At 57.8% G+C, this 26,576-nt stretch carries 20 protein-coding genes; 12 read left to right on the top strand and 8 right to left on the bottom strand.

The features are described from left to right. Positions 1-25: 25 nt before the first annotated feature. Positions 26-367 (top strand): zinc ribbon domain-containing protein YjdM, encoded by a 342-nt coding sequence (locus tag ACNYC6_RS17710; RefSeq protein ID WP_010467527.1) that lies wholly within the window; start codon positions 26-28, stop codon positions 365-367. Positions 368-574: 207 nt separating this feature from the next. Beyond that, positions 575-832 carry a hypothetical protein gene (locus ACNYC6_RS17705; RefSeq protein ID WP_419708495.1) on the top strand — a complete coding sequence of 86 codons (258 nt, stop codon included), beginning with the start codon at positions 575-577 and terminating at the stop codon, positions 830-832. A 130-nt stretch (positions 833-962) separates the two neighbouring features. On the opposite strand, the gene ACNYC6_RS17700 is transcribed toward ACNYC6_RS17705, so the two are convergent. The 3 genes from ACNYC6_RS17700 to ACNYC6_RS17690 all read right to left on the bottom strand — a co-directional run bounded on the left by ACNYC6_RS17700 (position 963) and on the right by ACNYC6_RS17690 (position 2,631). Continuing rightward, entirely contained in the window at positions 963-1,580 is a 618-nt protein-coding gene (locus tag ACNYC6_RS17700; RefSeq protein ID WP_419708494.1) for an FKBP-type peptidyl-prolyl cis-trans isomerase, read from the bottom strand. Between the two features lie 121 nt (positions 1,581-1,701). Then, positions 1,702-2,010, bottom strand: coding sequence for a DUF6482 family protein (locus tag ACNYC6_RS17695; RefSeq protein ID WP_419708493.1), 309 nt, complete (start codon positions 2,008-2,010; stop codon positions 1,702-1,704). Positions 2,011-2,142: 132 nt separating this feature from the next. Beyond that, positions 2,143-2,631: a TIGR00645 family protein gene (locus ACNYC6_RS17690; protein ID WP_007970904.1), complete on the bottom strand. Its 489-nt coding sequence runs from the start codon at positions 2,629-2,631 to the stop codon at positions 2,143-2,145. 158 nt (positions 2,632-2,789) lie between these two features. Between ACNYC6_RS17690 and ACNYC6_RS17685 the strand changes: the two genes are divergently transcribed. Next, entirely contained in the window at positions 2,790-4,619 is a 1,830-nt protein-coding gene (locus tag ACNYC6_RS17685; protein ID WP_419708492.1) for a hypothetical protein, read from the top strand. A gap of 6 nt (positions 4,620-4,625) precedes the next feature. On the opposite strand, the gene ACNYC6_RS17680 is transcribed toward ACNYC6_RS17685, so the two are convergent. Both ACNYC6_RS17680 and ACNYC6_RS17675 read right to left on the bottom strand, forming a co-directional pair. Next, positions 4,626-4,967 (bottom strand): hypothetical protein, encoded by a 342-nt coding sequence (locus tag ACNYC6_RS17680; protein WP_338583165.1) that lies wholly within the window; start codon positions 4,965-4,967, stop codon positions 4,626-4,628. A 314-nt stretch (positions 4,968-5,281) separates the two neighbouring features. Further along, complete coding sequence (locus ACNYC6_RS17675) at positions 5,282-7,720, bottom strand: Lon protease family protein (protein WP_419708491.1); 2,439 nt, start codon at positions 7,718-7,720, stop codon at positions 5,282-5,284. Positions 7,721-7,996: 276 nt separating this feature from the next. Between ACNYC6_RS17675 and ACNYC6_RS17670 the strand changes: the two genes are divergently transcribed. The 4 genes from ACNYC6_RS17670 to ACNYC6_RS17655 all read left to right on the top strand — a co-directional run bounded on the left by ACNYC6_RS17670 (position 7,997) and on the right by ACNYC6_RS17655 (position 11,458). Continuing rightward, complete coding sequence (locus ACNYC6_RS17670; RefSeq protein WP_008058249.1) at positions 7,997-8,485, top strand: DUF3015 domain-containing protein; 489 nt, start codon at positions 7,997-7,999, stop codon at positions 8,483-8,485. A gap of 91 nt (positions 8,486-8,576) precedes the next feature. Next, a complete protein-coding gene (locus tag ACNYC6_RS17665) occupies positions 8,577-10,430 on the top strand; it encodes a DUF4105 domain-containing protein (protein WP_419708490.1) in 1,854 nt (617 codons plus the stop codon). Positions 10,431-10,539: 109 nt separating this feature from the next. After that, positions 10,540-10,896 (top strand): hypothetical protein, encoded by a 357-nt coding sequence (locus tag ACNYC6_RS17660; RefSeq protein ID WP_419708489.1) that lies wholly within the window; start codon positions 10,540-10,542, stop codon positions 10,894-10,896. Positions 10,897-10,966: 70 nt separating this feature from the next. Then, positions 10,967-11,458: a GreA/GreB family elongation factor gene (locus tag ACNYC6_RS17655; protein ID WP_419708488.1), complete on the top strand. Its 492-nt coding sequence runs from the start codon at positions 10,967-10,969 to the stop codon at positions 11,456-11,458. On the opposite strand, the gene gdhA is transcribed toward ACNYC6_RS17655, so the two are convergent. Both gdhA and ettA read right to left on the bottom strand, forming a co-directional pair. Beyond that, positions 11,455-12,792 carry an NADP-specific glutamate dehydrogenase gene (gdhA, locus tag ACNYC6_RS17650; RefSeq protein ID WP_419708487.1) on the bottom strand — a complete coding sequence of 446 codons (1,338 nt, stop codon included), beginning with the start codon at positions 12,790-12,792 and terminating at the stop codon, positions 11,455-11,457. The two genes, ACNYC6_RS17655 and gdhA, sit on opposite strands and share 4 nt — an antisense overlap. Positions 12,793-13,138: 346 nt before the next feature. Next, a complete protein-coding gene (gene ettA, locus ACNYC6_RS17645) occupies positions 13,139-14,803 on the bottom strand; it encodes an energy-dependent translational throttle protein EttA (protein ID WP_218480292.1) in 1,665 nt (554 codons plus the stop codon). A gap of 388 nt (positions 14,804-15,191) precedes the next feature. Here ettA and ACNYC6_RS17640 point away from each other — a divergent pair, with 388 nt between their 5' ends. The 5 genes from ACNYC6_RS17640 (at position 15,192) to ACNYC6_RS17620 (ending at position 23,492) form a co-directional block, all read left to right on the top strand. Next, on the top strand, positions 15,192-18,938 hold the full coding sequence (locus ACNYC6_RS17640; protein WP_419712975.1) for an EAL and GGDEF domain-containing protein: 3,747 nt from the start codon (positions 15,192-15,194) through the stop codon (positions 18,936-18,938). 158 nt (positions 18,939-19,096) lie between these two features. Beyond that, positions 19,097-20,350 carry a serine hydroxymethyltransferase gene (gene glyA / locus ACNYC6_RS17635; RefSeq protein ID WP_419708486.1) on the top strand — a complete coding sequence of 418 codons (1,254 nt, stop codon included), beginning with the start codon at positions 19,097-19,099 and terminating at the stop codon, positions 20,348-20,350. A 342-nt stretch (positions 20,351-20,692) separates the two neighbouring features. After that, positions 20,693-22,006 (top strand): C4-dicarboxylate transporter DctA, encoded by a 1,314-nt coding sequence (locus ACNYC6_RS17630; protein WP_419708485.1) that lies wholly within the window; start codon positions 20,693-20,695, stop codon positions 22,004-22,006. 66 nt (positions 22,007-22,072) lie between these two features. Then, positions 22,073-22,777 carry a FadR/GntR family transcriptional regulator gene (locus ACNYC6_RS17625; RefSeq protein WP_419708484.1) on the top strand — a complete coding sequence of 235 codons (705 nt, stop codon included), beginning with the start codon at positions 22,073-22,075 and terminating at the stop codon, positions 22,775-22,777. 25 nt (positions 22,778-22,802) lie between these two features. Then, positions 22,803-23,492 carry a GntR family transcriptional regulator gene (locus ACNYC6_RS17620; RefSeq protein WP_419708483.1) on the top strand — a complete coding sequence of 230 codons (690 nt, stop codon included), beginning with the start codon at positions 22,803-22,805 and terminating at the stop codon, positions 23,490-23,492. On the opposite strand, the gene lanM is transcribed toward ACNYC6_RS17620, so the two are convergent. After that, the gene (lanM, locus tag ACNYC6_RS17615) at positions 23,419-26,553 is read right to left on the bottom strand and encodes a type 2 lanthipeptide synthetase LanM (RefSeq protein ID WP_419708482.1); all 3,135 of its coding nucleotides are present in this window, start codon (positions 26,551-26,553) and stop codon (positions 23,419-23,421) included. The two genes, ACNYC6_RS17620 and lanM, sit on opposite strands and share 74 nt — an antisense overlap. Positions 26,554-26,576 lie beyond the last annotated feature (23 nt).

The raw sequence follows: 26,576 nt of genomic DNA, 5'->3' as shown, positions 1-26,576 counted from the left end.
GCGATCCTGAATCCAAGGAGCCTTAGTGAGCACGTTGCCACCCTGCCCGAAATGCAATTCCGAATACACCTACGAGGACGGCGCCCAGCTGATCTGCCCCGAGTGCGCTCACGAGTGGTCCGCCAGCGGCGAAGCCGAGGCGGCGTCCGATGACACGGTGAAAAAGGATTCGGTCGGTAATGTCCTGCAGGACGGTGACACCATCACCGTGATCAAGGACCTCAAGGTCAAGGGCACGTCGCTGGTGGTCAAGGTCGGTACCAAGGTGAAGAACATACGCCTGTGCGATGGCGATCACGATATCGACTGCAAGATCGACGGTATCGGCCCGATGAAACTCAAATCCGAGTTCGTCAGAAAAGTCTGATTCTGCTGTATTCCATTCCACGCCGAGCGTGGGATGGAACTTCACCCTTCCCCGCTTCACCCAAAAAATCTGCGCAATAGCCAAAGGCCAGCCGTATTGACCTTACGCAATCTTTACCCAGAAAAGAGCCCAAACCGCCAATAGGCCCTTGCTATTTATTGAATAAGAATTATTCTCATTGAACTCAATCAATGGAGATGAGAACTCATGACTTATTTGATCGATGCCTGGCTGGACCGCCCGCACCCTTACCTCAGGATCCTTCATCGGGAAACCGGGGAAGTCTGTGCCGTGCTGGAAGAAGAAGCGTTGAACGAGCTGCAAGATCAGGGCGATCTGGACCTCAATGGCCTGAATTCCAGTGAACCGGTGGTGCTCAAGGAAGTGGTGCGCAACCTGTTTCTGTTCTGCTATGCCCGGGCATTGCGCCCATCACATGAACTGAACCACAAGATCGAAATATGAGCGGCACCCAAAAAACTGTGGAAGTCAGCCTGCTGGCGATGGCATCAACGCGGTCTTGACGAAAAAACCGGTCGCCCTATCGCCAGCAGGCTGGCCCCCACATCAGCCCGTCATGCAGACAGGCCGAGTATTACAGAACGTCGAGCAGCTCGACGTCGAACACCAGTACGCTGTGCGGCGGAATGCTGCCAACGCCTTGAGCGCCGTAAGCCAGTTCGCTCGGCACGTACAGACGCCATTTGCTGCCGGCATTCATCAGTTGCAGGGCTTCGGTCCAGCCAGCGATCACGCCGCCAACCGGGAATTCTGCAGGCTCGCCACGCTCGTAGGAGCTGTCGAACACGGTGCCGTCGATCAGGGTGCCGTGGTAGTGAGTACGCACGGAGTCTTCACGGGATGGCTTGGCGCCTTCACCGGCAGTCAGAACTTCGAACTGCAGGCCGGAAGCCAGGGTGGTGATGCCGTCACGCTTGGCGTTTTCAGCCAGGAAGGCCAGGCCTTCGCCAGCGGCCGCTTCAGCCTTGGCTGCAGCTTCGGCTTGCATGATTTCGCGGATTACTTTGAAGCTGGCGGACATTTCTTCCTGGCCGACACGGCTTGGCAAGCCGGCGAATGCGTCGGTCAGACCTGCCAGGATCGCGTCCAGGCTAACGCCCGGTGGCGGGTTGTCGCGCAGTTGGTCGCCCAGCTGACGGCCAATGCCGTAGCTGACGCGGGTTTCGTCGGTGGACAGATTTACTTCGGACATGACACTGCTCCGCTGTGCGGACGGACCGGGAACCTGCCGTGCATGCACAGCGCGTCCCGGAGCGCCCGAAACCAAAAGGGCCAGCAGACTAGCACAGATGGCACAACGTTGATCAGAGGCGTCAGCCCTGTCGTGAGGAGCGCTGGTCGATCGGCACCTTCAGGCGCTCTTCAATGTCACCGAGCCCGCACATCTCGTCATGTACCAAGGTGTGGACGAGGTTGAAGTTCAGCTTAGGAAAGGAGTGAAGCACTTCGCGGGCGTGCTCAACCGAGCGCAAGTGCATCATTTCGCCGCGTTTATCGCTCAGGGGATACGCTGCGCCATGCATCCGCGCTTCCAGCAGATAAATCCCCCCCTCCATCGAGATCAGGTTCAGCTCATCGACCTTCCCGGCGACGGCATAGGCATTCAACTCTTGCAGGTTCATGAACGCACCTCACACAGTGGCGAGCCATTACCTCTACAGGGATATGCCTCGACGCCTCAAAGTACAAGCCACAAACGACGCCGCCCGTCTGTTTTGCAACAGACGGGCGGCGGGAACAGCGCTGAATGCCGATCAGTGCTTGGTCACTTTATCCAGATAACCCATGGCAAAGGCCGACACCACGAAGGTCATGTGAATGATCACGTACCACTGCAAATGCTCGGGATCGACGTTCTTGGCGTCCATGAAAATCCGCAGCAAATGGATGGAGGAAATCGCCACGATGGATGCCGCCACTTTCATCTTCAGCGACGAAGAGTCCATGGTGCCCAGCCAGTTGAGCTTTTCCTTGCTGTCGTCGATGTCGAGTTGGGAAACGAAGTTCTCGTAACCGGAAATCATCACCATCACCAGCAAACCGCCCACCAGCGCCATGTCGATCAACGACAGCAGCACGAGGATCAGGTCCGACTCGGCCATCGAAAAAACGTTGGGGATGACGTGGAAGACTTCCTGGAAAAATTTCAGCGCCAGGGCCAGCAAGCCGAGGGACAGGCCGAAGTAGATCGGCGCCAGCAACCAACGGGAGGCGTACATTGCATTTTCGATAAAGCGTTCCATTGAATCTCACAGGTGGTCTGAAATGGACGCGAGTATAACAGCCGGCTGTTACACCCAGAAACCGTCGGAAAATCCGCCACCTGCACGTGTATGTCAAAGTTTTTCTGCTAGTGTCCAAACCATTGACAGCACAGTGATATCGGACAGGAAGACAGGAAATGGATGTGCGCTTGCCTTTAACCAGTGCAGGAATCTGCCTGGCGTTGCTGATGAGCGCCTGCTCGCCGAGCGATGAAAAACGCCAGGTCAGCCTTGAGGAAAAGACTGCGCAGTTCGAAAAGTCGCTGGATGCGATCCAGGACCCGAAACTCAAGGACGCCGTGGCGGAACTTGGCGGCTCGCTGTTGCTGCTCGAACGGGCACAACTCAAGCTTGACAGCAAACCGGTGGAGACCGAGTACGGTGAAGACGCCCTCGCCGTCCTTAAGCACTACTCCTCGCCTCAGGCACTGGTCGATACCTACATCAACGGCCTGTTCGTGTTGCATAAAGATTCCAGCTCCGACTACCTCACCGACCTGCAACCCGTGTTTCCTTTCAATTTCAGCATTCCGGCGGCGTTTCTGTTTCCCCATGGCCTGGAATGGCAATCGGTCACGCTGAGCAACAAACGCGTCATTGCCTTCCAGCCGGAGTGGTCGGAAACCGATCCTGGCATTCAGTTGAGTCCGTCGAGCTCCAACCTGACCAATCCCGATGACCTGACCGTGGCGTATCCGTTCATCGAAGGCCTTGATGCCGACATCAAGAACCAGCCGCAACCGGTCAGCCTGCAAGGCAAGATCGAAGTCATCGCGCCTCACCGGCTCTACAGCTTCGACCTGACGAAACAGGACGTCGGCCAGACGCGCACCAACGACAACGTCAGCGTCACCCTGCTGAAACTGGCCAATAACTATGCGGAAATCGAATTCAGCAACAGTGCACCACAAGCCCCGGAGATTGGAGAAACACCGCTGAACCCGCTGATCGTCCAGGCCAGGGATGCCAGCGGGCAATTTCTTTCACGCTCCGGTTCGATCAATGAAACCGCTGCGCAAATCGCTTTCTACCAGAAGCAGCTGGCGAAAATGCAGCAACAGAAATCCTGGAGCGAAGCGTTCGAAAAGCAGCTCGATGAAGAGCACCGCACCTTCGAGAAGCAACAAACCCAGCGTTATTCGAAAGTGTATTTCAACGGCCCAATCGAAACCCTCGAAGTGAGTCTGCTGGACTTTTCAGCCGTGACGGTGACCCGCAAGGATCTGGATCTGCCGGTGCGTCGCTTCGACCGCCACACCACGCAGAAAACTATCCAGCCCTTGAACTTGCCAGTGGTGGTGTACGACGACCAGGCGCCGAGCTGGCTCAAGGGCGCGGCATTGACTGAGGAACAACTGAAAAAGGGCGTCAAAATCACTCAGTCGGTTGATGACTCAAGCGCTGCGCGAGTCGAATTCAGCCACCTCAAAAGCTTCAATGACGAACTGCTCGGCACCTCCTTCAATCCCGGCGAAAACCCGGTCAGCTTCTTCACCGAAGACAGCCGGGGCAAACGCGATGAACCGATCGAACTGCCGCCGGAGGCGTACGAGGTCGATCCCCTTCGCGGCACCATCACTTATGACTTGAACCTGTTTCCGGAAACGCCCGCTTACGTGGTGGGCTCCGTGCCGCTGTTCCTGGCGACGGTCGACAAGCAGAGCATCGATGCCCGTCAACTGCCCAAAGGCCTGGAGCTCAAAGGCAACGCGTTGGTGGTGGACCTGAAAGTGTTCCCCGAACAGGACTGGCGGTTTTATGCCAGGGATGACAGCGGCAACTACCTCAAGGAAATTCTTGCGGTCACCCATGATGCAGGCACAGAAGGCCCCGCGCTGTTTGCCGTGCACTACTTCTACGGCCAACCCACGCGCCTGGAAACCTATCAGCGCACTGACCTCACCACCGTGCAATATGGCTACGAGGTCAAACTCGACAAGGCTGATGCATCCAAGCTGGCCCAATAGAACGGATCAATGATCGGGCCGAAACTCAAAGCCACCGACGTTTCGGCAACGGCCGCCATTGATCTCGCGCAACTGGGCTTGCAGATGCAGGCACCATATTTGCGGATCATCAGCGAGTTCGTAGCCGTGCAGGGTCAGGCTTTCAACAATGGTGTCGAGGATGGATTCAGCCGCGAACGGGCCAGGAAACGGGCCTTGGGCTTTGATGGCTGAAGGTTGTTCACCGGCCATTCCGGCGGCGAAGAGCAAGGTCCACATGCCCGTATCACCCGCCAACGGCTTGATGGCGCATTCGATACGGGTCACAAGACCCAAGCATTGACGAGTGAGGCAGAGGTTGCGCGACATGGCGGCGACCCTCGGTAGATCCGGTATTCAGCCTCCACGGGAAGGCTGTTTCGATCCAGTGATTACTGTCCCTGTCCTTGAGCAGAGAATAGAAGAAAAGCGCGGGATGCAGGCCATTCGATACCAGAAGGCGCCGAATGGTCATTGTGTGAATATTGACGCCAGAGTGATGGCGTTTTCGCGGACAAAACCGGATAACAATGTGGGAGCGAACCTGCTCGCGATGGCGGTGTGTCAGACAACATCAATGTTGAATGTCAGACCGATTTCGCTAGCAGGCTCGCTCCCAAGGGACAAGGATGAGCCGGTTCAGATCAAGCCGGCTTGGCCTCGACCAGCGCCTCGACCGCCATCTCCTTCTCAGCCTCTTTCAGATCTTCCTCACTGATCATTTCCGCGATGACCCGCAAGCGCTCCACCACTCGTGCGTTAACGCTGCCTTCAGGGAATTCGCCATTCTCGTCCGGCTCACCCGCCGGCTCGCCAACCAACAGGCTCAGCGCCTCATCGGCCTGGCGTACCGCGTAGACATGGAATTGCCCCGCACGCACCGCTGCCAACACTTTTTCATCGAGCATCAGCGTGGCGACGTTGGCCTGAGGAATGATCGCGCCCTGCTCGCCAGTCAAGCCGCGGGCTTCGCACAGACGGAAGAAACCCTCGATTTTCTCATTGACCCCTCCCACTGCCTGCACTTCACCGAACTGGTTGATCGAGCCGGTAATCGCAAAGCACTGCTTGAGCGGCGTCTTCGACAAGGCCGAGATCAGCGTGCACGCTTCGCCCAAAGAGGCACTGTCGCCATCCACATAACCGTAGGATTGCTCCAGGGCGATACTCGCGGAAATCGCCAACGGGAATTCCTGGGCATAACGGCTGCCCAGATACCCGGTGAGGATCATCACGCCTTTGGAGTGGATCGGCTGACCGAGGTTAACCTCACGCTCGATGTCGACGATGCCGCTGCCACCCGGGTACACCGTGGCGGAGATCCGCGCCGGCACACCGAAGGCCGAATCGCCGACTTCCAGCACCGTCAAACCGTTGCACTTGCCGACCGCCGCGCCATCGGTGTCGATCAGGATAATCCCGGCCAGCATGTCATCGAGAATCCGCGCCGACACACGTCCGGTGCGGGTAGCCTTGGCCTTCAGCGCACGTTCGATGTGCCCGGCGTCGGTCATTTCGTCACCCGCCAGGTGACGAATGAAATCCGCCTCGCTGACCAGTTGGAACAGGTCGCCAATCCGCGCCGACAAACGCCCCTGATGCTCGGCCAGACGCGCACTGTACGTCGCCAGACGTGCCACCGCATCCGCGGTCAACGGCGCCATGCCTTCTTCGGAGGTACGGGTTTTGAGCAACTGGGCGAACTGCTCCAGGCTCTCGTCGACCATCGGGATGTCTTCGTCGAAATCCACCAGGACGCGGAACATCTCCTGGAAGTCCGGATCGAGGTCTTGCAGCGTGTAGTAGAGCTGACGGGCGCCGATAATCACGACTTTGACCTGCAGCGGAATGTGCTGCGGGTTCAGCGTGACGGTGGCGAACCGGCCCATTTCACCGAGCGGCGATTCCATTTTCAGCTTGCGCGATTGCAGGGCGCGTTTCAGCGCGTCCCACACGAACGGCTCGCTGAGCATTTTTTCCGCTTCGAGGATCAGGAAACCGCCGTTGGCGCGGTGCAGTGCACCCGGTCGCAATTGCCGATACGTCGTGTACAGCGCGCCTTGATCGGTGCTGTATTCGATACGGCCGAACAGGTTTTCGTAGGTCGGGTGCGGTTCGAACACGACTGGCGCACCGCCGCTGGCCGAATGACCGACCACCAGGCTCGGCGCGTATTGCTCTTCCAGCAGTTTGCGGGCGACGGCGTCGGTCTTGCTGTCGTCCACCAGTTGTTCGACCACGGTCTTGAGCAGATACACCTGCATCGCTTGCAGATAACCGCACACCGCCGCGTTCTCGGCGTACTTCTCCGACAACGGCGACAGCAATGGCTGCAAGGCCAGGGTGATGGTTTCTTCGTTGAGGTGGCGCAGTTGATTGCTCGACTCTCGCTTCCATTGCGGCAGGCTGGCGAGCTCTTCGTTCAAGCGTTCTTCGAGGGCCGAGATGTCCTCGTGGAAACGCTCGCGCTCGGCTTCCGGCAACTGGGCGAATTCCGCTTCGTCCAGGGCCTTGCCTTCAAGCATCGGGGTGAACGCGATGTTGCTGCTGTCGCGGTAGAGTGCGACGTCCTTTTCCAGGGCCAGACGCTCGATGATGTCCAGCGCCTTGTCGTAGCGTTGATTGAAAGCGCGGTCGATGGCGCTTTTTTTCTGCTGGTAGGACGGGTGCTCGAAAACCGCCGGGAAAGTTGCCAGCAGGTTGTCGATCAAACCGTTGATATCACCAATGAAATTACCGGCGGTACCCGACGGCAACTCCAGTGCGCGGGGCTCGCGCGGCTCATCGAAATTATTGACGTAGACCCAGTCCGCCGGGGTCTGCAGGCGTTTGCCTTCGGCCTTCAGGTAGCGTTTTACGAACGAAAACCGGCCGGTGCCGGGCTCGCCCATGACAAAAACGTTGTAACCGGGGCGTGGCATGGCCACACCGAACTGCAAGGCTTCGACAGCACGTTCCTGGCCAAGCACACCGCGAAAGGGCTCCAGATCATTGGTGGTAGAGAAGCTGAACTGTTCAGCGGAAAACGGACGGGTCAGCGCTTCGGGCGCAAGACGCAAGCTGGCAGCAACAGGATCAGGCATCGGGCTTCCTTAGATCAGGCGGGGCAGATAGCGGCATTCTGGCGCTGCCTGTACCTGACTGGCAAGGAGCGCCTCAGGCCAAAGCATAGACAAGTCGCCTCGCCGCTGCGGGCGTGCGCCAAATCACTGTTTCCAGCGAATGTTTTGCAAAAAATCACGGAACCGCGTGATCGTGCCTAAACTCCAAGCTGCGCGGCTGGACTAATAACCGGCCCACTGGCACCGGAACGGGCCAGATCCCTTGTCCATTGGTATGCACATAAAGAGAACAAAGCTATGAAACGGATTCTTCTCGGTACTCTCTTCACCGCTGTATCCATCAACGCCATGGCTCAGGCGCCAGGCGGCCCGGATTGCGGTTGGGGCAACATGCTGTTCGAAGGTCAGCGTGGCACCCCGGCTCACTTCCTGGCATCCACCACCAACGGCACTTCCGGCAACGCAACTTTCGGTATGACCTCCGGTACCAACGGTTGCTCGACCAACGCGTCGCTGACCTATGGCGGCAAATCCTGGTTTGCCATGAATGGCATGATGAACGAGCTGTCCGAAGACATGGCCAAAGGTCAGGGCGAAGCGCTGACCACATACGCCGTGGTACTGGGCGTGGCGCCGGAAGACCGTGCGCACTTCGCCGCCGTCACTCACGAGCACTTCCAGCAGATCTTCAGCAAGGCTGACGTGACTGCCGAAGATGTGCATACCAACACCCTGGCCGTTCTGAAGAACGATCCTCGTCTGGCCAAGTACGCCACTCAGGCATAAGCTCGACCCGCCCCGCTTCTTTCGGGAAGCGGGTTTTGTTTTTTGGACCTGTCCCTCTTTGGGTCTTTTTCTCAAGTATTAAGTTGCCACTATGCTCAAACGCCTTGCCTGGCTGGCGCTCTGTGTCTGCGCCCCGCTGTCCGCCGCGCCTCACATCGACCCTCAACGTTTGCAGCAACTGGCCAACGACCCTTTCTGGATTTCCCTGGGCCATTACGAAACCGCCAAGCTCGGCGGCTGGCGCAGCTATGTCAGCGATCCTAAGTTCTTCCTCGCCGCCGATGGCAACGAACATCCGGACCGCGAACTGGCGGCCACCGTGCAAGCGCTGTACGCGCCCGCCGGCGCGGGCGAGCAGCACGCGCAATGCGTTTATCCGGCGCGTACCCGATGGCTCAAAGCGCAGCTCAACCTGACAGATCTGCCGACGCTGGACTGCACCGAATTCAAGCAATGGTTCAAGGACGTCTCGCCCCACAGCGCGGTGATGATCTTCCCAGCCGCCTATTTGAACAGCCCGTCGTCGATGTTCGGCCACACCCTGCTGCGAATCGATCAGGCAGATGTGCAGAGCGACAAGACCTCGCTACTCAGTTACGCGATCAATTTCGGCGCTTACATCGAAGGCTCGGACAACAGCATCCTCTATGCCTGGAAAGGCTTGATGGGCGGTTATCCGGGGCTGTTCGCCCTGGTGCCCTATCAGGAAAAACTCTCGGAGTACCGCAGCCTCGAAAACCGTGACTTGTGGGAATACCGCCTGAACCTGACCCAGCAGGAAACCGCGCGCATGGTCGAGCATGTCTGGGAACTGAAACAGATCAAATTTGATTACTTCTTTTTCGACGAAAACTGCTCTTATCGTCTGCTGGAACTGCTGCAAGTGGCCCGCCCAAGCCTGCGCCTGACCGAGCAATTCCCGCTGACTGCCATTCCCACCGACACGGTCAAAGCCGTGAAGGACGCCGGGCTGGTGGAGTCGATCGAGTATCGCCCTTCCCGCGAGCGGGAATTACTGAGTCGCGCCGAGCCGTTGAACCCGGAAGAGCAGCAATGGGTGCTGAAAGTCAGCGCCGATCAGAAACAACTGCAAACACCGTCATTCAAGGCGCTACCCCGTGACCGCCAAGCGCTGATCATCGATGCGGCCTATCGTCTTGAACGCTACCGCGCCAATGGCCAGGAACGCGACCCGGAGCGGGCGCAGCGCAGTTTCGAACTGCTGCGGGCGATCAATCAGAACCCGGCACCGGAACTGAACATCCCGCAACCCGGCCTGCCTGAGGATGGCCATGAATCCCGCACCTGGCAGGTCGGTGTCGGCACCCGTGGCGATCGTGCGTTCGGCGAATATGGCTTGCGCATGGCCTATCACGACCTCAACGACAATTCCGAAAGTTTCCCCCTCGGCGCGCAGATCGAAATCCTGCAATTGAAACTGCGCCAGTACGAAGGCAATGACTGGCAGGTGCAGCAACTGGACCTGGCGACCATTCGCTCCCTGACCCCACGCAACGAACTGCTGCAACCGCTGTCATGGCAGGTCACTGGTGGCCTGGAACGGGTACCGGGTAAACATGATGACGAAAATCTGGTCAGCCACGTCAACGGCGGCGGCGGTGGCACCTGGCAACTGGCCGACGACCTGCTCGGTTTTGCCTTGGGCACCGTGCGGGTTGAGCACAACAACGACTTCGCCGAATTCATTTCTCCTGCGGCGGGTTTCAACACGGGGGTGCTGTGGAAAAACCCGCTGGGCAATTTGAGCCTGGAGACCAAGGGAGACTTCTTCACCAATGGCGAGGTGCGCCGCGCCATCAGCTTGAATCAGCAATGGGCGTTGTCCCGCAATCTTGGGCTGCGCTTGAGTGCGCAGCGTGAGTTCAGCCATTGGGCCACACCCGAGAATGAAGTGATGCTTGAGGTGAAGTGGTATCACTATTGAAAATCAAAAGATCGCAGGCTGCGATCTTTTGATCTTTCTTTCACATCACGCTGACGAACCCGCTTCTAGACTTTCCCTAATAGGCCGTTGAACGGTCCGGGAGTCCGAGATGTGGCGTTGTGTGGGTGTTGCAGGTGTGTTGCTGTTGATCGCAGGTTGCCAGACAACCCATGAAGATCTGATCGCCAAAGGCTACCCACCGGCCTTTGCCGATGGTTTCGATGATGGGTGCAGCAGTGGCCGGCAAGCTGCCGGCGCCATCACCGGCGAGTTTCGCAAGAACGTCCCGCGCTACTTGAAAGACAACAACTACGCCGAAGGCTGGAGCGACGGTTTTCGCCAGTGCCAGGCCATGCGCGAAAATCAGGATCGCGAGGACTATCGCAACAGCCATTGGGACGAGCGCGAAAAAGCCTGGCAACAGCAAAAGGATCAGGGCGCCGCCCGGGCCTATCACTCACCCTAGGTCGCTCACAGACATTCAACGCAACTAAAAGCCTGCCACCATGGACCAAACCCTATACCGGGAGAAAACCATGAGCCGCGCTTTCGTCAACGAAGATAACGCCGCCGCGCAAGCCGATCAGCCCGTCGAACGGCAGGTCAGTGCACAACCCAATTACGTCACGCCGCAAGGCCTGAAACTGTTGCAGGAAAAGGTCGCGCAGCTGCAAGCCCTGCATGCCGAACTATCGGCCAAAGATCAGCCCGACAAACAGCGCCTGGCCGACCTCGAACGGGATCTGAGATATTTCAAACAGCGGCTGGGCAGCGCACAGGTTGCCGCTCTCGCCACCTCGACTGAAAAAGTGCAGATCGGCAGCTGGGTGACCTACGCCGATGAACACGACGCCGAACACCGCGTGCAATTGGTGGGCGAAGATCAGGCCGATGCCACGCATGGCCTGATCAACTGGGGCTCGCCACTGGGTCGGGCGTTGCTGGGCGCGAAACTCAATGACGAAGTGCTGTGGCAACGCCCGGCCGGGGATCAAGTGATTGAAGTGGTCCGCATCGAACCGGCTTAAACCACACCCTGGGCGAGCATGGCGTCAGCGACTTTAACGAAACCGGCGATGTTCGCGCCTTTGACGTAGTTCACCTGGCCGTTCTCTTCGCCGTAATGCACACAGGCGTGGTGGATCGACTGCATGATCGCGTGCAGCTTGCTGTCCACTTCACCGCCCGTCCACAGCAGGCGCATGGCGTTCTGCGACATCTCCAGACCGCTCACGGCAACGCCACCGGCGTTGGACGCCTTGCCCGGTGCGAACAAGATGCCCGCGTCGATGAACAGGTCCACGGCTTCCAGCGTGGTCGGCATGTTCGCGCCTTCAGCCACGCAGATGCAGCCGTTGCGCAGCAAGGTGCGCGCGGCCTCTACATCCAGTTCGTTCTGCGTCGCGCAGGGCAGCGCGATGTCACAGCTCAGCCCCCACGGATGCTGACCGGCACGGAACTCCAGGCCGAAACGCGCGGCCAGTTCACTGATGCGCCCGCGCTGTACGTTCTTCAATTCCAGCACGGCTTGCCACTGTGCCTCGGTCAAACCGCTTTCGCAGTACAGCGTGCCTTCGGAGTCCGACAGCGAAATGACTTTGCCGCCCAGGTCCATGACCTTGCGCGCAGCGTATTGCGCCACGTTGCCGGAGCCGGAGATCGCCACGCGCTTGCCTTCGACGGTTTCACCGCGACGCTTGAGCATTTCCTCAGCGAAGTACACGCAGCCGAACCCGGTGGCTTCCGGGCGAATCAGGCTGCCGCCGTAGCTCGGGCCTTTACCGGTCAGCACGCTGGTGAACTGGTTGCTCAGGCGCTTGTACTGACCGAACAGGAAACCGATCTCACGGGCACCAACACCGATATCACCGGCCGGCACATCAACGTCGGCGCCGATGTGGCGGTACAACTCACTCATGAAGGCCTGGCAGAAGCGCATGACTTCCGCATCGCTTTTGCCCTTCGGATCGAAGTCAGAACCACCCTTGCCGCCGCCCATCGGCAACGACGTCAGCGAGTTTTTGAAAGTCTGCTCGAACGCGAGGAATTTCAATACGCCAAGGTTCACCGAAGGATGGAAGCGCAACCCGCCCTTGTACGGGCCGATGGCGCTGTTCATCTGGATGCGGAAACCGCGATTGACCTGCACCTTGCCGTGATCGTCGACCCAGGAAACCCGAAACACGACCGCCCGCTCCGGCTCACAGATGCGCTCCAGAATGCCCGAGGTCAGGTAGTGCGGATTGGCTTCGAGAAAGGGCCACAGGCTACGCAGGACTTCTTCGACGGCCTGGTGAAATTCGGGCTGATCAGGGTCGCGTTTTTTAAGGCGCGCAAGGAAGGATTCGACGGATTCGATCATTGAAAAGTCTCGGCAAAAATTATTGTCATTGGAGAAATTGGGCCGGACTGTAACAAACGGATCGCGCACAAGAACAGAGCAAAATGTCGCATTTGTGAAATTAAATGGTGCGCAGGATATAAATAAGACTGTTTTTTTGATCGGCTTTGCACCTGAATGGGGATCTCACGCCCAAGTCATGCACCAACAGTTACACCGCTATCGCCAGCAGGCTGGCTCCTACAGGGATTGGACAAAACTTTGTGGGAGCTGGCCTGCCAGCGATGAATTCACCTCGGTATCCCTGAAAAACCGGGCAAAAAAAACGGAGCCCAAAGGCTCCGCTCTTTATGCAACCCACCCGAAATCAGGCGAGTTTCTTGTGGCGTACACGATGCGGCTGGGCAGCTGCTTCGCCGAGACGCTTTTTGCGATCGGCTTCGTATTCGGTGTAGTTGCCTTCGAAGAACACCGCTTGCGAATCGTCTTCGTACGCCAGGATGTGCGTCGCGACGCGGTCCAGGAACCACCGATCGTGAGAGATCACAATGGCGGCGCCCGGGAAGTCCAGCAGGGCTTCTTCCAGGGAACGCAGGGTTTCAACGTCGAGGTCGTTGGACGGTTCGTCGAGCAGCAGGACGTTACCGCCCTCCTTCAGGGTCAGGGCCAGGTGCAAGCGACCGCGCTCACCACCGGAGAGGTCCTTGACGAACTTCTGCTGATCGCCGCCCTTGAAGTTGAAGCGACCGACGTAGGTACGCGACGGGATCTCGTAGTTGCCGATGCGGATCTGGTCGGAACCATCGGAGATCTGCTGGAACACGGTCTTGCTGCCGTCCAGGTCTTCGCGGCTCTGGTCGACGCAGGCCAGTTGCACGGTTTCGCCGACTTCGATGCTGCCCGAATCCGGAGTTTCCTTGCCCATCAGCATGCGGAACAGGGTCGACTTACCGGCACCGTTACCGCCGATCACGCCAACGATGGCGCCTTTCGGCATGGAGAACGACAGGTTGTCGATCAGCACGCGATCGCCGTAGCCCTTGGTGACGTTCTTGAATTCGATGACCTTGTCGCCCAGGCGCGGACCGGCCGGGATGTAGATCTCGTTGGTTTCGCTGCGCTTCTGGAATTCCTGCGATTGCATTTCTTCGAAACGTTGCAGACGAGCCTTGGATTTGGACTGGCGGGCCTTGGCGCCTTTGCGCACCCACTCCAGTTCTTCCTTCATGGCTTTTTCGTGGGCCGATTGCTGCTTGGATTCGGCAGCCAGACGATCGGACTTGGCTTCCAGCCAACCCGAATAGTTGCCCTCGTAAGGAATGCCCGCGCCGCGGTCGAGTTCCAGAATCCAGCCAGCGACGTTGTCCAGGAAGTAACGGTCGTGCGTGATCGCTACCACGGTACCCGGGAAGTCGTGCAGGAAGTGCTCCAGCCAGGCGACGGAATCGGCGTCCAGATGGTTGGTCGGTTCGTCGAGCAGCAGCATGTCCGGTGCGGACAGCAGCAAGCGGCACAGAGCCACACGGCGCTTTTCACCACCGGACAGGACTTCAACCTTGGCATCCCAGGCCGGCAGACGCAGTGCATCGGCGGCGACTTCCAGCTGACGCTCCAGGTTGTGACCGTCGCTGGCCTGCAGGATGGCTTCGAGTTTGGCCTGTTCAGCAGCCAGTTTGTCGAAGTCGGCATCCGGGTCGGCGTAAGCCGCGTAGACCTCGTCCAGCCGCGCTTGCGCGTCCTTGATCACGCTGACCGCTTCCTCGACCACTTCACGCACGGTCTTGGTCGGATCAAGTTGTGGCTCTTGCGGCAGATAACCGATGTTCAGCTCCGGCATCGGACGGGCTTCGCCTTCGAACTCGGTGTCGACGCCGGCCATGATTTTCAGCAGCGTGGATTTACCCGAACCGTTGAGGCCGAGCACGCCAATCTTGGCGCCCGGGAAGAACGACAAGGAGATGTTTTTCAGGATTTCCCGCTTCGGCGGAACAACTTTGCCCAGCCGATGCATGGTGAATACGTATTGAGCCATGGAGAACCTAGGGTCAGTGACTGATGAATGAACAGAGCGCAGGCGATGCCCGGCCAGACCATGCGCGTCACCCGCTTGATGAGGACCAATGCGTGCGCGCTGAAAAAAGTCTGAGTTTAGGAGCTGGAACGCTCCCGCGTAACCGGCAAAGCTACCTGAATGACGAGAGGCAGTCCAGCCGAGCGGGGCTGGCACTTTGCCACAACTCAAGGCATGCTAGCCGCCCTTCGGGCGTCCGGCTTATAGTGCATGTCGCGCCAGTCCAGCCAAACCGCAGGATTACAGTTTGTCCAATGTCCCTCCGACCTTGACCTCCCGTGCACCGACAGCGGCGTCCGGTTCGCCCCTGCGCGGAACACTCAAAGGTGCGCTGGCGACCCTGGTGCTGATGCTGCTCGCACTGCTGTTCTGGCAACTGCTGGACCAGCTGCGCGAAACCCAGAAAAGCCAGCGTCAGTACACCATCGACTACACCGCCGACCTGGCCGCGCAAGTCAGCCTGAACATGGCGCTCAACGCGCAGATCGCCATGAACCTGCTACCGATCGTCGAACAGCCGCAAAGTATCGACGAACAGCAGGAGCTGCTGCGCAAGCTGCAAAAATCCTTGCCCGACCTGACCAGCCTGGCCCTGCTCAGCCCCTCCGGCACCATCCTCACGGACAGCGCGGCCAACAGCGAAGACGCCGACTACCTGAGCGAACTGGTCCGGCGCAGCCGTGCCCAGCCTCACTATTTCAGCAACGCCATCGATGGTTCGATGGTGCATTTGTTGTTGCATCAAGCCAGCGGCAGCACCCGTGGCTATTGGGCATTGCGTTTCAAACCGACGTTTTTTTCATCCCTGACCAAACTGAACGAAGCCGACGGTCGTCCACAGTGGCTGGTGGAAAACCGCTTCAACCACCAGATCATCAGCCGCGATGAAGCGCTGCCCCTGGTGAACCCCGGCACGCTGACCCAGGATGACCTGAGCAACAGCGTGCTGACCGTTCCGCTGAGCGGCAGCGACTGGCAACTGCGCGGGCTGTTTGATCGCCAGCGTGTACTCGAAGAACTGCTGCCGGCCTTCATCGGCAAATGCCTGCTGGGCCTGGCCTTTTCCATGTTGCCGTTTATCGTCTTGCTGAACATGCGCCGGCGTCAGCGCCAGTTGCATGAAGGTCGTCGACGCTATCAGGAGATTTTCGAGGGCACCGGCGTTGCGCTGTGTGTGCTCGACATGTCCGGCCTCCAGAGTGTGTTCGACAAGGGCCGGATGCAGAGCAACGATCAACTGCAATCGTGGCTGGCGGTCCCGGAGCAACGCCAACAGTTGTTGCAGGCGCTGCGCATTACCGAGGTCAATCAGGTTGCGCTGCAACTGCTCAACGTCAACACCTGCGATCAAGCCTGGAAACTGCTGATCGACGGCAATCCGCTGGACAGCAGTGCTATCGGCAATCAAGTGCTGGAAGCGCTGCTCAACCAACAGAAAAAGCTCGAACTGGAAATCACGCTCCAGGACGCCGCCGGCAACGACCAGCACCTGTGGCTGGTGCTGCGTCTGCCGGAAAGCCCTGAAGACTATAAAGCGGTGATCCTGAGCATCACCGACATCACCAGCCGCAAGCTCATCGAATTGTCACTGCAGGAGCGCGAAGGATTCTGGTCCGATGTGGTCCGTACCGTGCCCGATCATCTATACGTGCAGGACGTGATCAGCCAGCGCATGATCTTCAGCAACCATCATTTGGGCCAGACCCTCGGTTACAGCCGCACCGAACTGCACCAGATGGGCGAGTATTTCTGGGAAATCCTGCTGCATCCCGACGATGCCGACTACTACCACCGCTCGCGCCAGAGCCAGCGGCAAGGTGCTTACAGCCAATTGATGCAATGCCAGCTGCGCTTCCGTCACCGCGACGGTGAATGGCGGCGCTTCGATATTCGCGAACAGGCTCTGGCGCGGGACAAACACGACCAGGTCACCCGCATCATCGGCGTGGCCAAAGACGTCACCGAGCAGATCGAAGCCAGTGAGTCCCTGCGCGACAGCGAGCAGCGCTACCGGATGCTCGCCGAAAGCATCAGCGACGTGATTTTTTCCACCGACAACCGCATGACACTCAATTACGTCAGCCCGTCGGTGCAAGCCGTGCTGGGTTACGACGCCGAGTGGTTTTTCCAGAACGGCTGGCAATCGACCGTCGCCAACCCGCAGCAACTGGCCGGTATCTACACGCTGATGGAGCGAGTCAGCAAAGCGCTGGATCACCCGGAGCAACTGGCACTGTTGCGCAATCAGGTGCCGACCCAGTTGTTCCTGTTCGATTGCTTGCGGGCCGATGGGCGCAAGATTCCGATCGAGCTGCGGCTGGTACTGGTGTGGGACGAGCACGGCGCCTTCGAAGGTGTGCTCGGGGTCGGTCGCGACATCAGCCAGCAGCGCCGCGCCGAAAAAGATCTGCGCATGGCCGCCACGGTATTCGAACACTCGACGTCGGCAATCCTGATCACCGACCCGGCCGGCTACATCGTCCAGGCCAACGAAGCCTTCAGCCGAGTCAGCGGTTATGCGGTGGAGCAAGTGCTCGACCAGTTGCCTAACATGCTGACCGTCGACGAAGAGCAGGAAGCCCATCTGCGCTATGTGCTCAAGCAACTCAATCAGCACAGCACCTGGGAAGGCGAAGTCTGGCTGCGCCGGCGCAACGGCGAACACTATCCGGCGTGGGTCGGTATCACGGCGGTGCTGGACGACGAAGGCGATCTGGCCAGTTATGTGTGCTTCTTCAGTGACATCAGCGAGCGCAAGGCCAGTGAGCAGCGCATTCACCGCCTCGCCTATTACGACGCACTGACGCACCTGCCCAACCGCACCCTGTTCCAGGATCGTCTGCACACCGCGTTACAAGCAGCCGAACGGCAGAAGTCGTGGGTGGTGCTGATGTTCCTTGACCTGGACCGTTTCAAACCGATCAACGACTCCCTGGGCCACGCCGCCGGCGACCGCATGCTCAAGGAAATGGCCACGCGTCTGCTCGGCTGCGTCGACGATGACGACACCGTGGCGCGGATGGGCGGCGACGAGTTCACCTTGCTCCTGCAACCGCGAGCCAACCGTGAAATCGCTTTGAATCGGGCGATTCATGTCGCCGAACAGATTCTTGCCAGCCTGGTGAAACCGTTCGTGCTTGAAGGTCGCGAATTCTTTGTCACGGCCAGCATCGGCATCGCCCTGAGCCCGCAGGACGGCAGCGAGCTCAGCCAGTTGATGAAAAACGCCGACACCGCGATGTACCACGCCAAGGAGCGCGGCAAGAACAACTTCCAGTTCTATCAGACGGACATGAACGCCAGCGCCCTGGAGCGCCTGGAACTGGAAAGCGATTTGCGTCACGCGTTGGAGCAGAACGAGTTCGTGCTGTTTTACCAACCGCAATTCAGTGGCGATGGCAAACGGTTGACGGGCGCCGAAGCCCTGCTGCGCTGGCGCCATCCGCGACGCGGTCTGGTACCGCCGGGGGATTTCATTCCGGTGCTCGAAGAGCTCGGTCTGGTGGTGGATGTCGGTGACTGGGTGATCAGCGAAGCCTGCCGTCAGCTCAAGACCTGGCATCACGCCAAGGTGCGCGTGCCGAAGGTATCGGTGAACATTTCCGCGCGGCAGTTCTCCGACGGGCAGCTCGGTACGCGGATCGCCAATATCCTCAAGGAAACCGGCCTGCCGCCGGCGTGCCTGGAGTTGGAGCTGACCGAAAGTATCCTGATGCGCGAAGTCAGCGAGGCGATGCAGATTCTCGACGGACTGAAAAACCTCGGCCTGAGTATTGCGGTCGACGACTTCGGCACGGGCTACTCATCGCTCAACTACCTCAAGCAGTTCCCGATCGACGTACTCAAAATCGACCGCACCTTTGTCGATGGCCTGCCGTCGGGTGAACAGGATGCGCAGATCGCCCGGGCGATCATCGCCATGGCCCACAGCCTCAACCTGGCGGTGATCGCCGAAGGCGTGGAAACCCAGGAGCAGCTGGATTTCCTCAGGGAACACGGCTGTGACGAGGTGCAAGGCTACCTGTTCGGACGGCCAATGCCGGCGAACAAGTTCGAGGTGCAATTCAGCAATGATGCGCTGTTCATGTTCGACTGAGTTGTTGGGGTGAGGTTGCTGGCGATGAGGCCGGCACAATCACCGCTGATCCCGTCATGAAGCCCACTTGTCTGCGACATGATGTCGTTTCATATGCCTTCCAAAACCCGTTGGGTTAGAATGCCCCCCTTTTCTGCCCCCGATCCTTGAGGACCGCCATGTTCAGCCGTGATTTGACTATTGCCAAGTACGACGCCGATCTCTTTGCCGCCATGGAGCAAGAAGCTCAGCGCCAGGAAGAGCACATTGAGCTGATCGCTTCGGAAAACTACACCAGCCCTGCGGTGATGGAAGCTCAAGGCTCGGTACTGACCAACAAGTACGCCGAAGGCTACCCGGGCAAGCGCTACTACGGTGGTTGCGAGTACGTCGACGTGGTCGAGCAACTGGCCATCGACCGTGCAAAAGAATTGTTCGGCGCTGATTACGCCAACGTTCAGCCGCACGCCGGCTCGCAAGCCAACAGCGCCGTTTACCTGGCCCTGCTGTCGGCCGGAGACACCATTCTGGGCATGAGCCTGGCCCACGGTGGTCACCTGACCCACGGTGCCAGCGTTTCGTCCTCCGGCAAGCTGTACAACGCCGTCCAGTACGGCATCGACGCCAACGGCCTGATCGACTACGACGAAGTCGAGCGCCTGGCGGTTGAGCACAAGCCGAAAATGATCGTGGCCGGTTTCTCTGCCTACTCGCAGATCCTGGACTTCCCGCGCTTCCGCGAAATCGCCGACAAGGTTGGCGCTTACCTGTTCGTCGACATGGCCCACGTGGCCGGTCTGGTCGCCGCTGGCGTCTACCCGAACCCGGTTCCATTCGCTGACGTCGTGACTACCACCACCCACAAGACCCTGCGCGGTCCACGTGGTGGCCTGATCCTGGCTCGCGCCAACGCCGACATCGAGAAGAAGCTGAACTCCGCGGTATTCCCGGGCGCCCAGGGTGGCCCGCTGGAGCACGTGATCGCCGCTAAAGCGATCTGCTTCAAGGAAGCGCTGCAGCCTGAGTTCAAGGTTTACCAGCAACAAGTGGTGAAAAACGCCCAGGCCATGGCCAGCGTATTCATCGAGCGCGGTTTCGACGTGGTGTCCGGCGGTACTGAAAACCACCTGTTCCTGCTGTCGCTGATCAAGCAGGAAATCTCCGGTAAAGATGCTGACGCCGCTCTGGGCAAAGCGTTCATCACCGTGAACAAGAACTCCGTGCCAAACGACCCACGCTCCCCGTTCGTCACCTCCGGCCTGCGCTTCGGCACTCCGGCTGTGACCACTCGCGGCTTCAAGGAAGCAGAGTGCAAGGAACTGGCCGGCTGGATCTGCGACATCCTGGCCGACCTGAACAACGAAGCCGTGATCGACGCCGTTCGTGAGAAGGTCAAGGCTATCTGCAAGAAGCTGCCGGTATACGGCGCTTAATAAGCCCCGCTAAACCGCAGTAAAAAAGCCGGCACTTGTGCCGGTTTTTTTTCGCCCGCGAAACGCCCCTGCAGGAGCTTGCTCGCGAAGGTCGTCAACGATAACGCGTGCTTGCTGGCTCAACGCATTGCCATTGAAACCATCGCGAGCAGGCTCACTCCTACCAGACCAGCACCACTGGTCAGACCGGTCATGCCATTTTTCTAATTTTTACTTGCGATCATCCAAAAGTAGCGCCTAGACTCCACCTGCACTGGACATACCGGTAAGACCACAATAATTAAGTCCTGAAGCTCAAGCGCCCAACGCTCGGCAGCCAGGACACCGACCAGGATTCCTCCCATGCTCAGATGGTGCTCGCGTTCAATCTTCCTTCAAGTGGTTCTCGGACTGGTGCTCGGCATCGTCTGCGGGCTGACCCTTCCCGAATACTCCGCTCAGCTCAAACCGCTCGGTGACGGTTTTATCAAGCTGATCAAAATGCTCATTGGCCTGATTGTGTTCTGCGTCGTGGTCAGCGGCATCAGCGGTGCCGGCGACCTGAAGAAGGTCGGCCGAATCGGCCTGAAATCAGTGATCTACTTTGAAATCCTCACCACCATTGCGCTGGTGATCGGTCTGGTGTTCGCCTTCAGCACCGGGATCGGCAGCGGCGCGAACATTCATCTGGAGCAGCTTTCCGCCGCCGACATGGGCGACATCGCCCAGCGCGGTCAGCACATGCACACCACCACGCAGTTCCTGATGGACCTGATTCCGACCTCGGTCATTGGCGCCTTCGCCGACAACAACATCCTGCAAGTCCTACTGTTTTCGGTGCTGTTCGGCAGTGCGCTGAATCTGGTAGGCGAAGCGGCGTCGGGTATTTCGCGGCTGATCAATGAGCTGAGCCACGTCATCTTCCGCATCATGGGCATGATCGTGCGTCTGGCGCCGATCGGCGTGTTCGGTGCGATCGCCTTCACCACCAGCAAGTATGGCCTGGACTCGCTGCAGCACCTGGGCAGCCTGGTCGGCCTGTTTTACCTGACGTGTGTGGCTTTCGTGGCACTGATACTGGGCTTGGTCATGCGCCTGTCCGGCTTGAAGATGTGGCCGCTGCTCAAGTACCTGCGCGAAGAACTGCTGATCGTGATGGGCACGGCTTCGTCCGACGCTGTGTTGCCACAAATCATGCGCAAGCTTGAGCATCTGGGCATCGGCAGTTCAACGGTCGGACTGGTGATTCCAACCGGTTATTCGTTCAACCTCGACGGTTTCTCGATCTACCTGACCCTGGCGATCGTGTTCATTGCCAATGCCACCGGCACACCACTGGCGATGACCGACCTGCTGACGATTCTGTTGGTGTCGTTGATCACCTCCAAAGGCGCGCACGGTATTCCCGGCTCGGCGCTGGTGATTCTGGCGGCAACGCTGACCGCGATCCCGGCGATCCCGGTGGTGGGTCTGGTGTTGGTGCTGGCCGTGGACTGGTTCATGGGCATCGGCCGGGCACTGACCAACCTGATCGGCAATTGTGTAGCGACCGTGGCCATTGCCCGCTGGGAAAAGGACATCGATGTGCAACGGGCGAACAAGGTACTTTCCGGCCAGGTGGGTTATACCTTCCAGCCGCGCAAACCGGTGGCCCCGGCGCATCAGCAGGAATTTTGAATAAACGCCGTGCCTGCTCCGGGCAGGCACGGCCAATAAACGTTACGGATGCTCATGGAGCGAACAGTGATTACCTCGTCGACCGTTGTAAATTCAGTCGTGGAAAAACTGCGGGCCGCGCTGGCCCGTGGCCAGTGGCGTTCCGGCGAAATGCTGCCGGGGCAACGTGAGCTGGCCGAACAATTGGGCATCAGTCGCCCGAGCCTGCGTGAAGCGGTCACCGTGCTGGAAACCCTCGGTCTGGTGCGCTCGATGCCGGGCAAAGGCGTGGTGGTGCTTGAAGCCCATCTGGCTGATAGCCAGGCGCATGAAAGCGCAGTGGCCGCGGCGAGTCTGGAAGATGTGCTGCAACTGCGCTACACCTTGGAGCCGTTCATCGTCGGCCTGGTGGCGCAATCCATCAGCAGCAAGGAAGTCGGGCAACTGCGCCTGACGCTGATGGACATGCGCGAAGCCCTGGAAGCCAACGATAGTGAAGCCGGCGTGAATGCCTACATCGCATTCCACGAAGAGCTGTTCACGCTGACATCCAATCCAATTTTCCAAAGCGTGGTCCAGCAGACCAGCAACGCCCTCAAGCAGAGCGCCGACGTGCTGCGCAACTCCCCGGAGCACCTGGCTGAGCGCCTCGAAGAGAACGAAGCGGTGGTGCGGGCAATCCGCAGCAAGAACAGCGCCCAGGCCAGCGCCGAAATGCGCCGGCATATTCTGCGGGAAGGTCAGCGGATGGGCATCGCGTTGAACATCCCGGATGACAACCTCGGCAGTTGAAACCCTTTCAGACCGGAGACAGGCCATGAACAGCTTCGCCTCACCGCAGACTCTTTCGTCCCAACCCTTGGCACGAAAGCACTTCGCGAAACCGTCAGTGGATGACCTCTACTCACGGATCTTCGATACCATTCTCGAACAACGCCTCTTGCCTGGCAGTCGCTTCACCGAAGACAGCCTGGGGCGAATATTCGGGGTGAGCCGCAGCAGCGTTCACCAGGTACTGATTCGCTTGTCCCAGCAGCAGGTGGTTATCTTGCGGCCCAATCACCGCCCGCAAATTGCCGCGCCCGCCCCGGAACAAACACGTCAGATACTCCACGCACGTCGGCTGACTGAAACCACGCTGGTTCAACTCGCCTGCCAGCCGCATCGCCTCGGCCAACTGAAGACGCTGCGCAAGTTGATTGAACTGCAGCGCCAATGCCTGGAGAGTGAGCACCGCGGAGCATCTATCCGCCTGTCCGGCGAGTTTCACCTGCAACTGGCGAGCATGGCCGGAAACGCTCCGCTGGCGCATTTTCTCAGTAGACTGGTTCCTCTGACCTCACTGGCGATCGCACAATGCGGCGAAGGCAAACAGGAAAATTGCAATGAATGCCAACACGCCGCAATTGTGGATGCCTTAGAAAAAACAGACGTCAATGCAGCGGTATTGCTAATGACTCAACATCTGAATGATCTTGAACAAAGGCTGCTGCGGGCGCACCCATAAACGCTAGCGTAAGGACATTCGGCACCGTCGAATCGATCGCATACAGCAATGCCTGGCCGGCGCCCGCCAGCCCCAACATCATTCCGAGAACGGGAACACTATCCTGCTCCATGAAGTGTTCATTGAATAAGTTATCCGCCACCTCAGAGAACGCCTGCATGCACCTCGCGACACCTTCGCCGTTATCCGTGCTGCGATACAACTCCAATAAACACATCAAATTGCCAAAATCACCGTGACACAAGCTGTACCCCATACCGAGCCCATGCTTCCAGATACTTTCTTCGCAGGTGTTGATATCACCCTCCAACATCACCTTCGACTCGACGCTCAAAACCTCCCACAGCACCTTCTTCAACTGCAATCTGGAGATTAGAATTCCAGCACTTCCATGGCACCACTTGGTCATGTGAGTCGGCTTTGACGGAACCCGCAGGTCAAGCCATAAGCCTTGGTCTTTCTGTCGATTTTCGTCCTCCAGCAAGTCGGTAATCAGCGCAACCAACGCGGGGTCCCCTGTCACTTCGTAAACCTTGCAAAGCGCTTGGAGTATGCCGGAGATGCCATGGGAAAACCCTGTGAGCAGGGGTGTCCGGCAGGTCTTACGCGCAAACCTTGCCTCTTCATTCACCAGTTCTGCCTGTATGGCCGCTGAGAACTTTTCGATAAGTGGGATCAAGCTGTCCCACCTCTGAAGCTGATAGAGATTAACCAACAACGTGACGGTTCCGCACCCGCCATGGAGGAAGTCGATCTCGTTATCCGTGCCTCGAAATTCGTTGAGCTTGAGCAGTAATTCATCAATGATCGGGCGATAAATGTCCTGGCCTGTAGTCATTTGATGGTTTACCAGAACGTAAATATAGGACGCCAATCCAAAGTAGGCGCTGACCGCCACGTCACTCTCAAAATGCTCATGGTTCCTGTTCATCGAGTCGACAATTTGGTTGGCTCTAGCCAAATGCTCTAACCGGCCGCTGACTCGGTATAAGCTCATAAAGAAAACAGCAAGTCCACCCATTCCGTTGTAAAGGCTATTCCCCATTGGCGAAATAAAGTTACGCCCTGACTCCAAATAGGAGTTCAAGAACGGCCATCCGATATCACCCTCCTTGCCAGTGACGCCCAACCGCTCGATGACAGCAGCAATCTTCGTCGCCCCCTTGAGGTAGTGACTTCTGCTCATGCTCGGCACTCCTTTATAGATATGCCGCCCGTTCAAGAGCATGGCTTGATTATCCAAAGGGAACAGGCATGCACTCAAAATAAATCTTTGGAATGCTTTGTCCTTGGGGGACAAATCATTCAGCTTTTTTCGACAGTTTTCGAGAGGGCTCTCGATTTCGAGCTCCGCTACGATAGAACCATGGGTACTGAAAAGACAATTTGAGTCGACAGGAACTGTGAAACTTGGAATGTTCGCCTTCTCCAGATCGATTAACTCATGGCCGGGAATGTTTTTAGCGATGAGTGACTCGCCGAGCTCCGCCCACACTGTTGCCAATAATATTTGGCGCTGTAGCATGCACTGCATAAAGCGCGGATGCAGGGTCAACTCAATGAAGCGTGAATAGCGCTGGGTGTTTTTGATCAACACTCGACTTTTCAATTGACCCGCATTCTGCTCGATCAATTCGAGTATTACCCCTCGGTTGCGCATCACCTCATCGTAGGCAAACTCGAAACCTTCAAGGAAGGCGCTTTGATAGTTACCCAGTGAATAGTACTCTCCATCGAAACACGGAAGATGTCTAAACACCGTTGTACTATCGACCTTGATCCGCTTCAGATAATAGAAACCTTCTTCAAGAATCAGGCACCTGACACTAGAGGTAAATCGTCTCTCACTGCTCAGGCCACTGTGGTCACGTTCGGAATCTGATGAATGAGGAACGAAGCCAGTGGCAAATACGGATTGGCTGTTTGACTTGAGTATGCGAAGTAACGCGCTGGCTCCGGGGCGATCGAATTTCAGATCGATCAATGAGGCCGTAAATAAACATTCCAGGTCAATCATGACGGGATTACTCCCGCATGCAATGATGTTTTCACAGTGAAAATCAATACCGTTCAGGGCGTGAATGACCGCGATCTGCGCCCCCATTCTGCGGTAGAAAAGTGCCAGTTCATGCTCGCTCTCACAGGACAGGTTCTCGATCTTTTCAATCCAGCAATGATTTGCTCTGCACACAAGTTTTGGCGCGAAGACCGAAAAACACCCATCTCCCGACCGCTGATGCAAAAGTGCGAGCAATGAATTGTAAAACTGCGCTTCCATGTTGCTTCTGGGCTTGTAGATCATGCACCTGTCAGCTACCTGCACAGCGCAGACCGTTTCGCCATTGGCGTGAGGATCTCCCAACCCAAGGTCAATCGAATCGATTCGCCGCTCTGTCAGTGCAAACGCCTTTGCGAGTACTTCAGCATCTTCAGCAAAATGAAAAATGACCTTGTAGAGGTATGCCACTGAATTTTCCATTTGCTGGATCAGTAGCGAGGTCAATACCGGATAAGACTCTAAAACAGAGTCAATTGCCTGATGATTCAAAAAATGGTTGAAGGCTTCCAGATTATTATCCGCACCTTCGGATATCCGCGTATTAAGACAATGGACCAACGTTCTCTGCGACAGACGTTCAACAGTTGACACTACGTAACCTTTGACACTCAACAACAAAGATTCGGCATTTACAAAATCATCTATTGCAGCGTAGAGCGGATCATACTCAAACACCTTTTTGAAATAACAATAAAATGCTCTGTAAAACCCTTCAAAATCACATTGCCCATCAACATTCGACAGGCGTTCACGACCCAAAGACCCAATGACTCGAATTTTTTCTTTCAAGTATTCTATCGAAGGGTGTTGAAACGACTCAGCGGGCACACTGTGCGACTCTACTTTCTCAACGAACTCCTGTCGTCCCACTCCAAAGTAGCGCTCAACAGCAGAATCATTTTTATGCAACGAGTCTATTATTTTTTGCAGTGCGTCCAGATCCACCGCGTTGCCGACATTCGCCGCCTCGCGCTCTTGAAACGTTAAAACATTGGCCAACATGATTTACCCCCCCAAAATGCAGT

The organism is Pseudomonas sp. NFX224 (genome assembly GCF_048565165.1).
GTDB lineage: Bacteria > Pseudomonadota > Gammaproteobacteria > Pseudomonadales > Pseudomonadaceae > Aquipseudomonas.
Note: the sequence above shows the minus strand (reverse complement) of the source record. Positions and strands in the feature narration are given on the sequence as shown.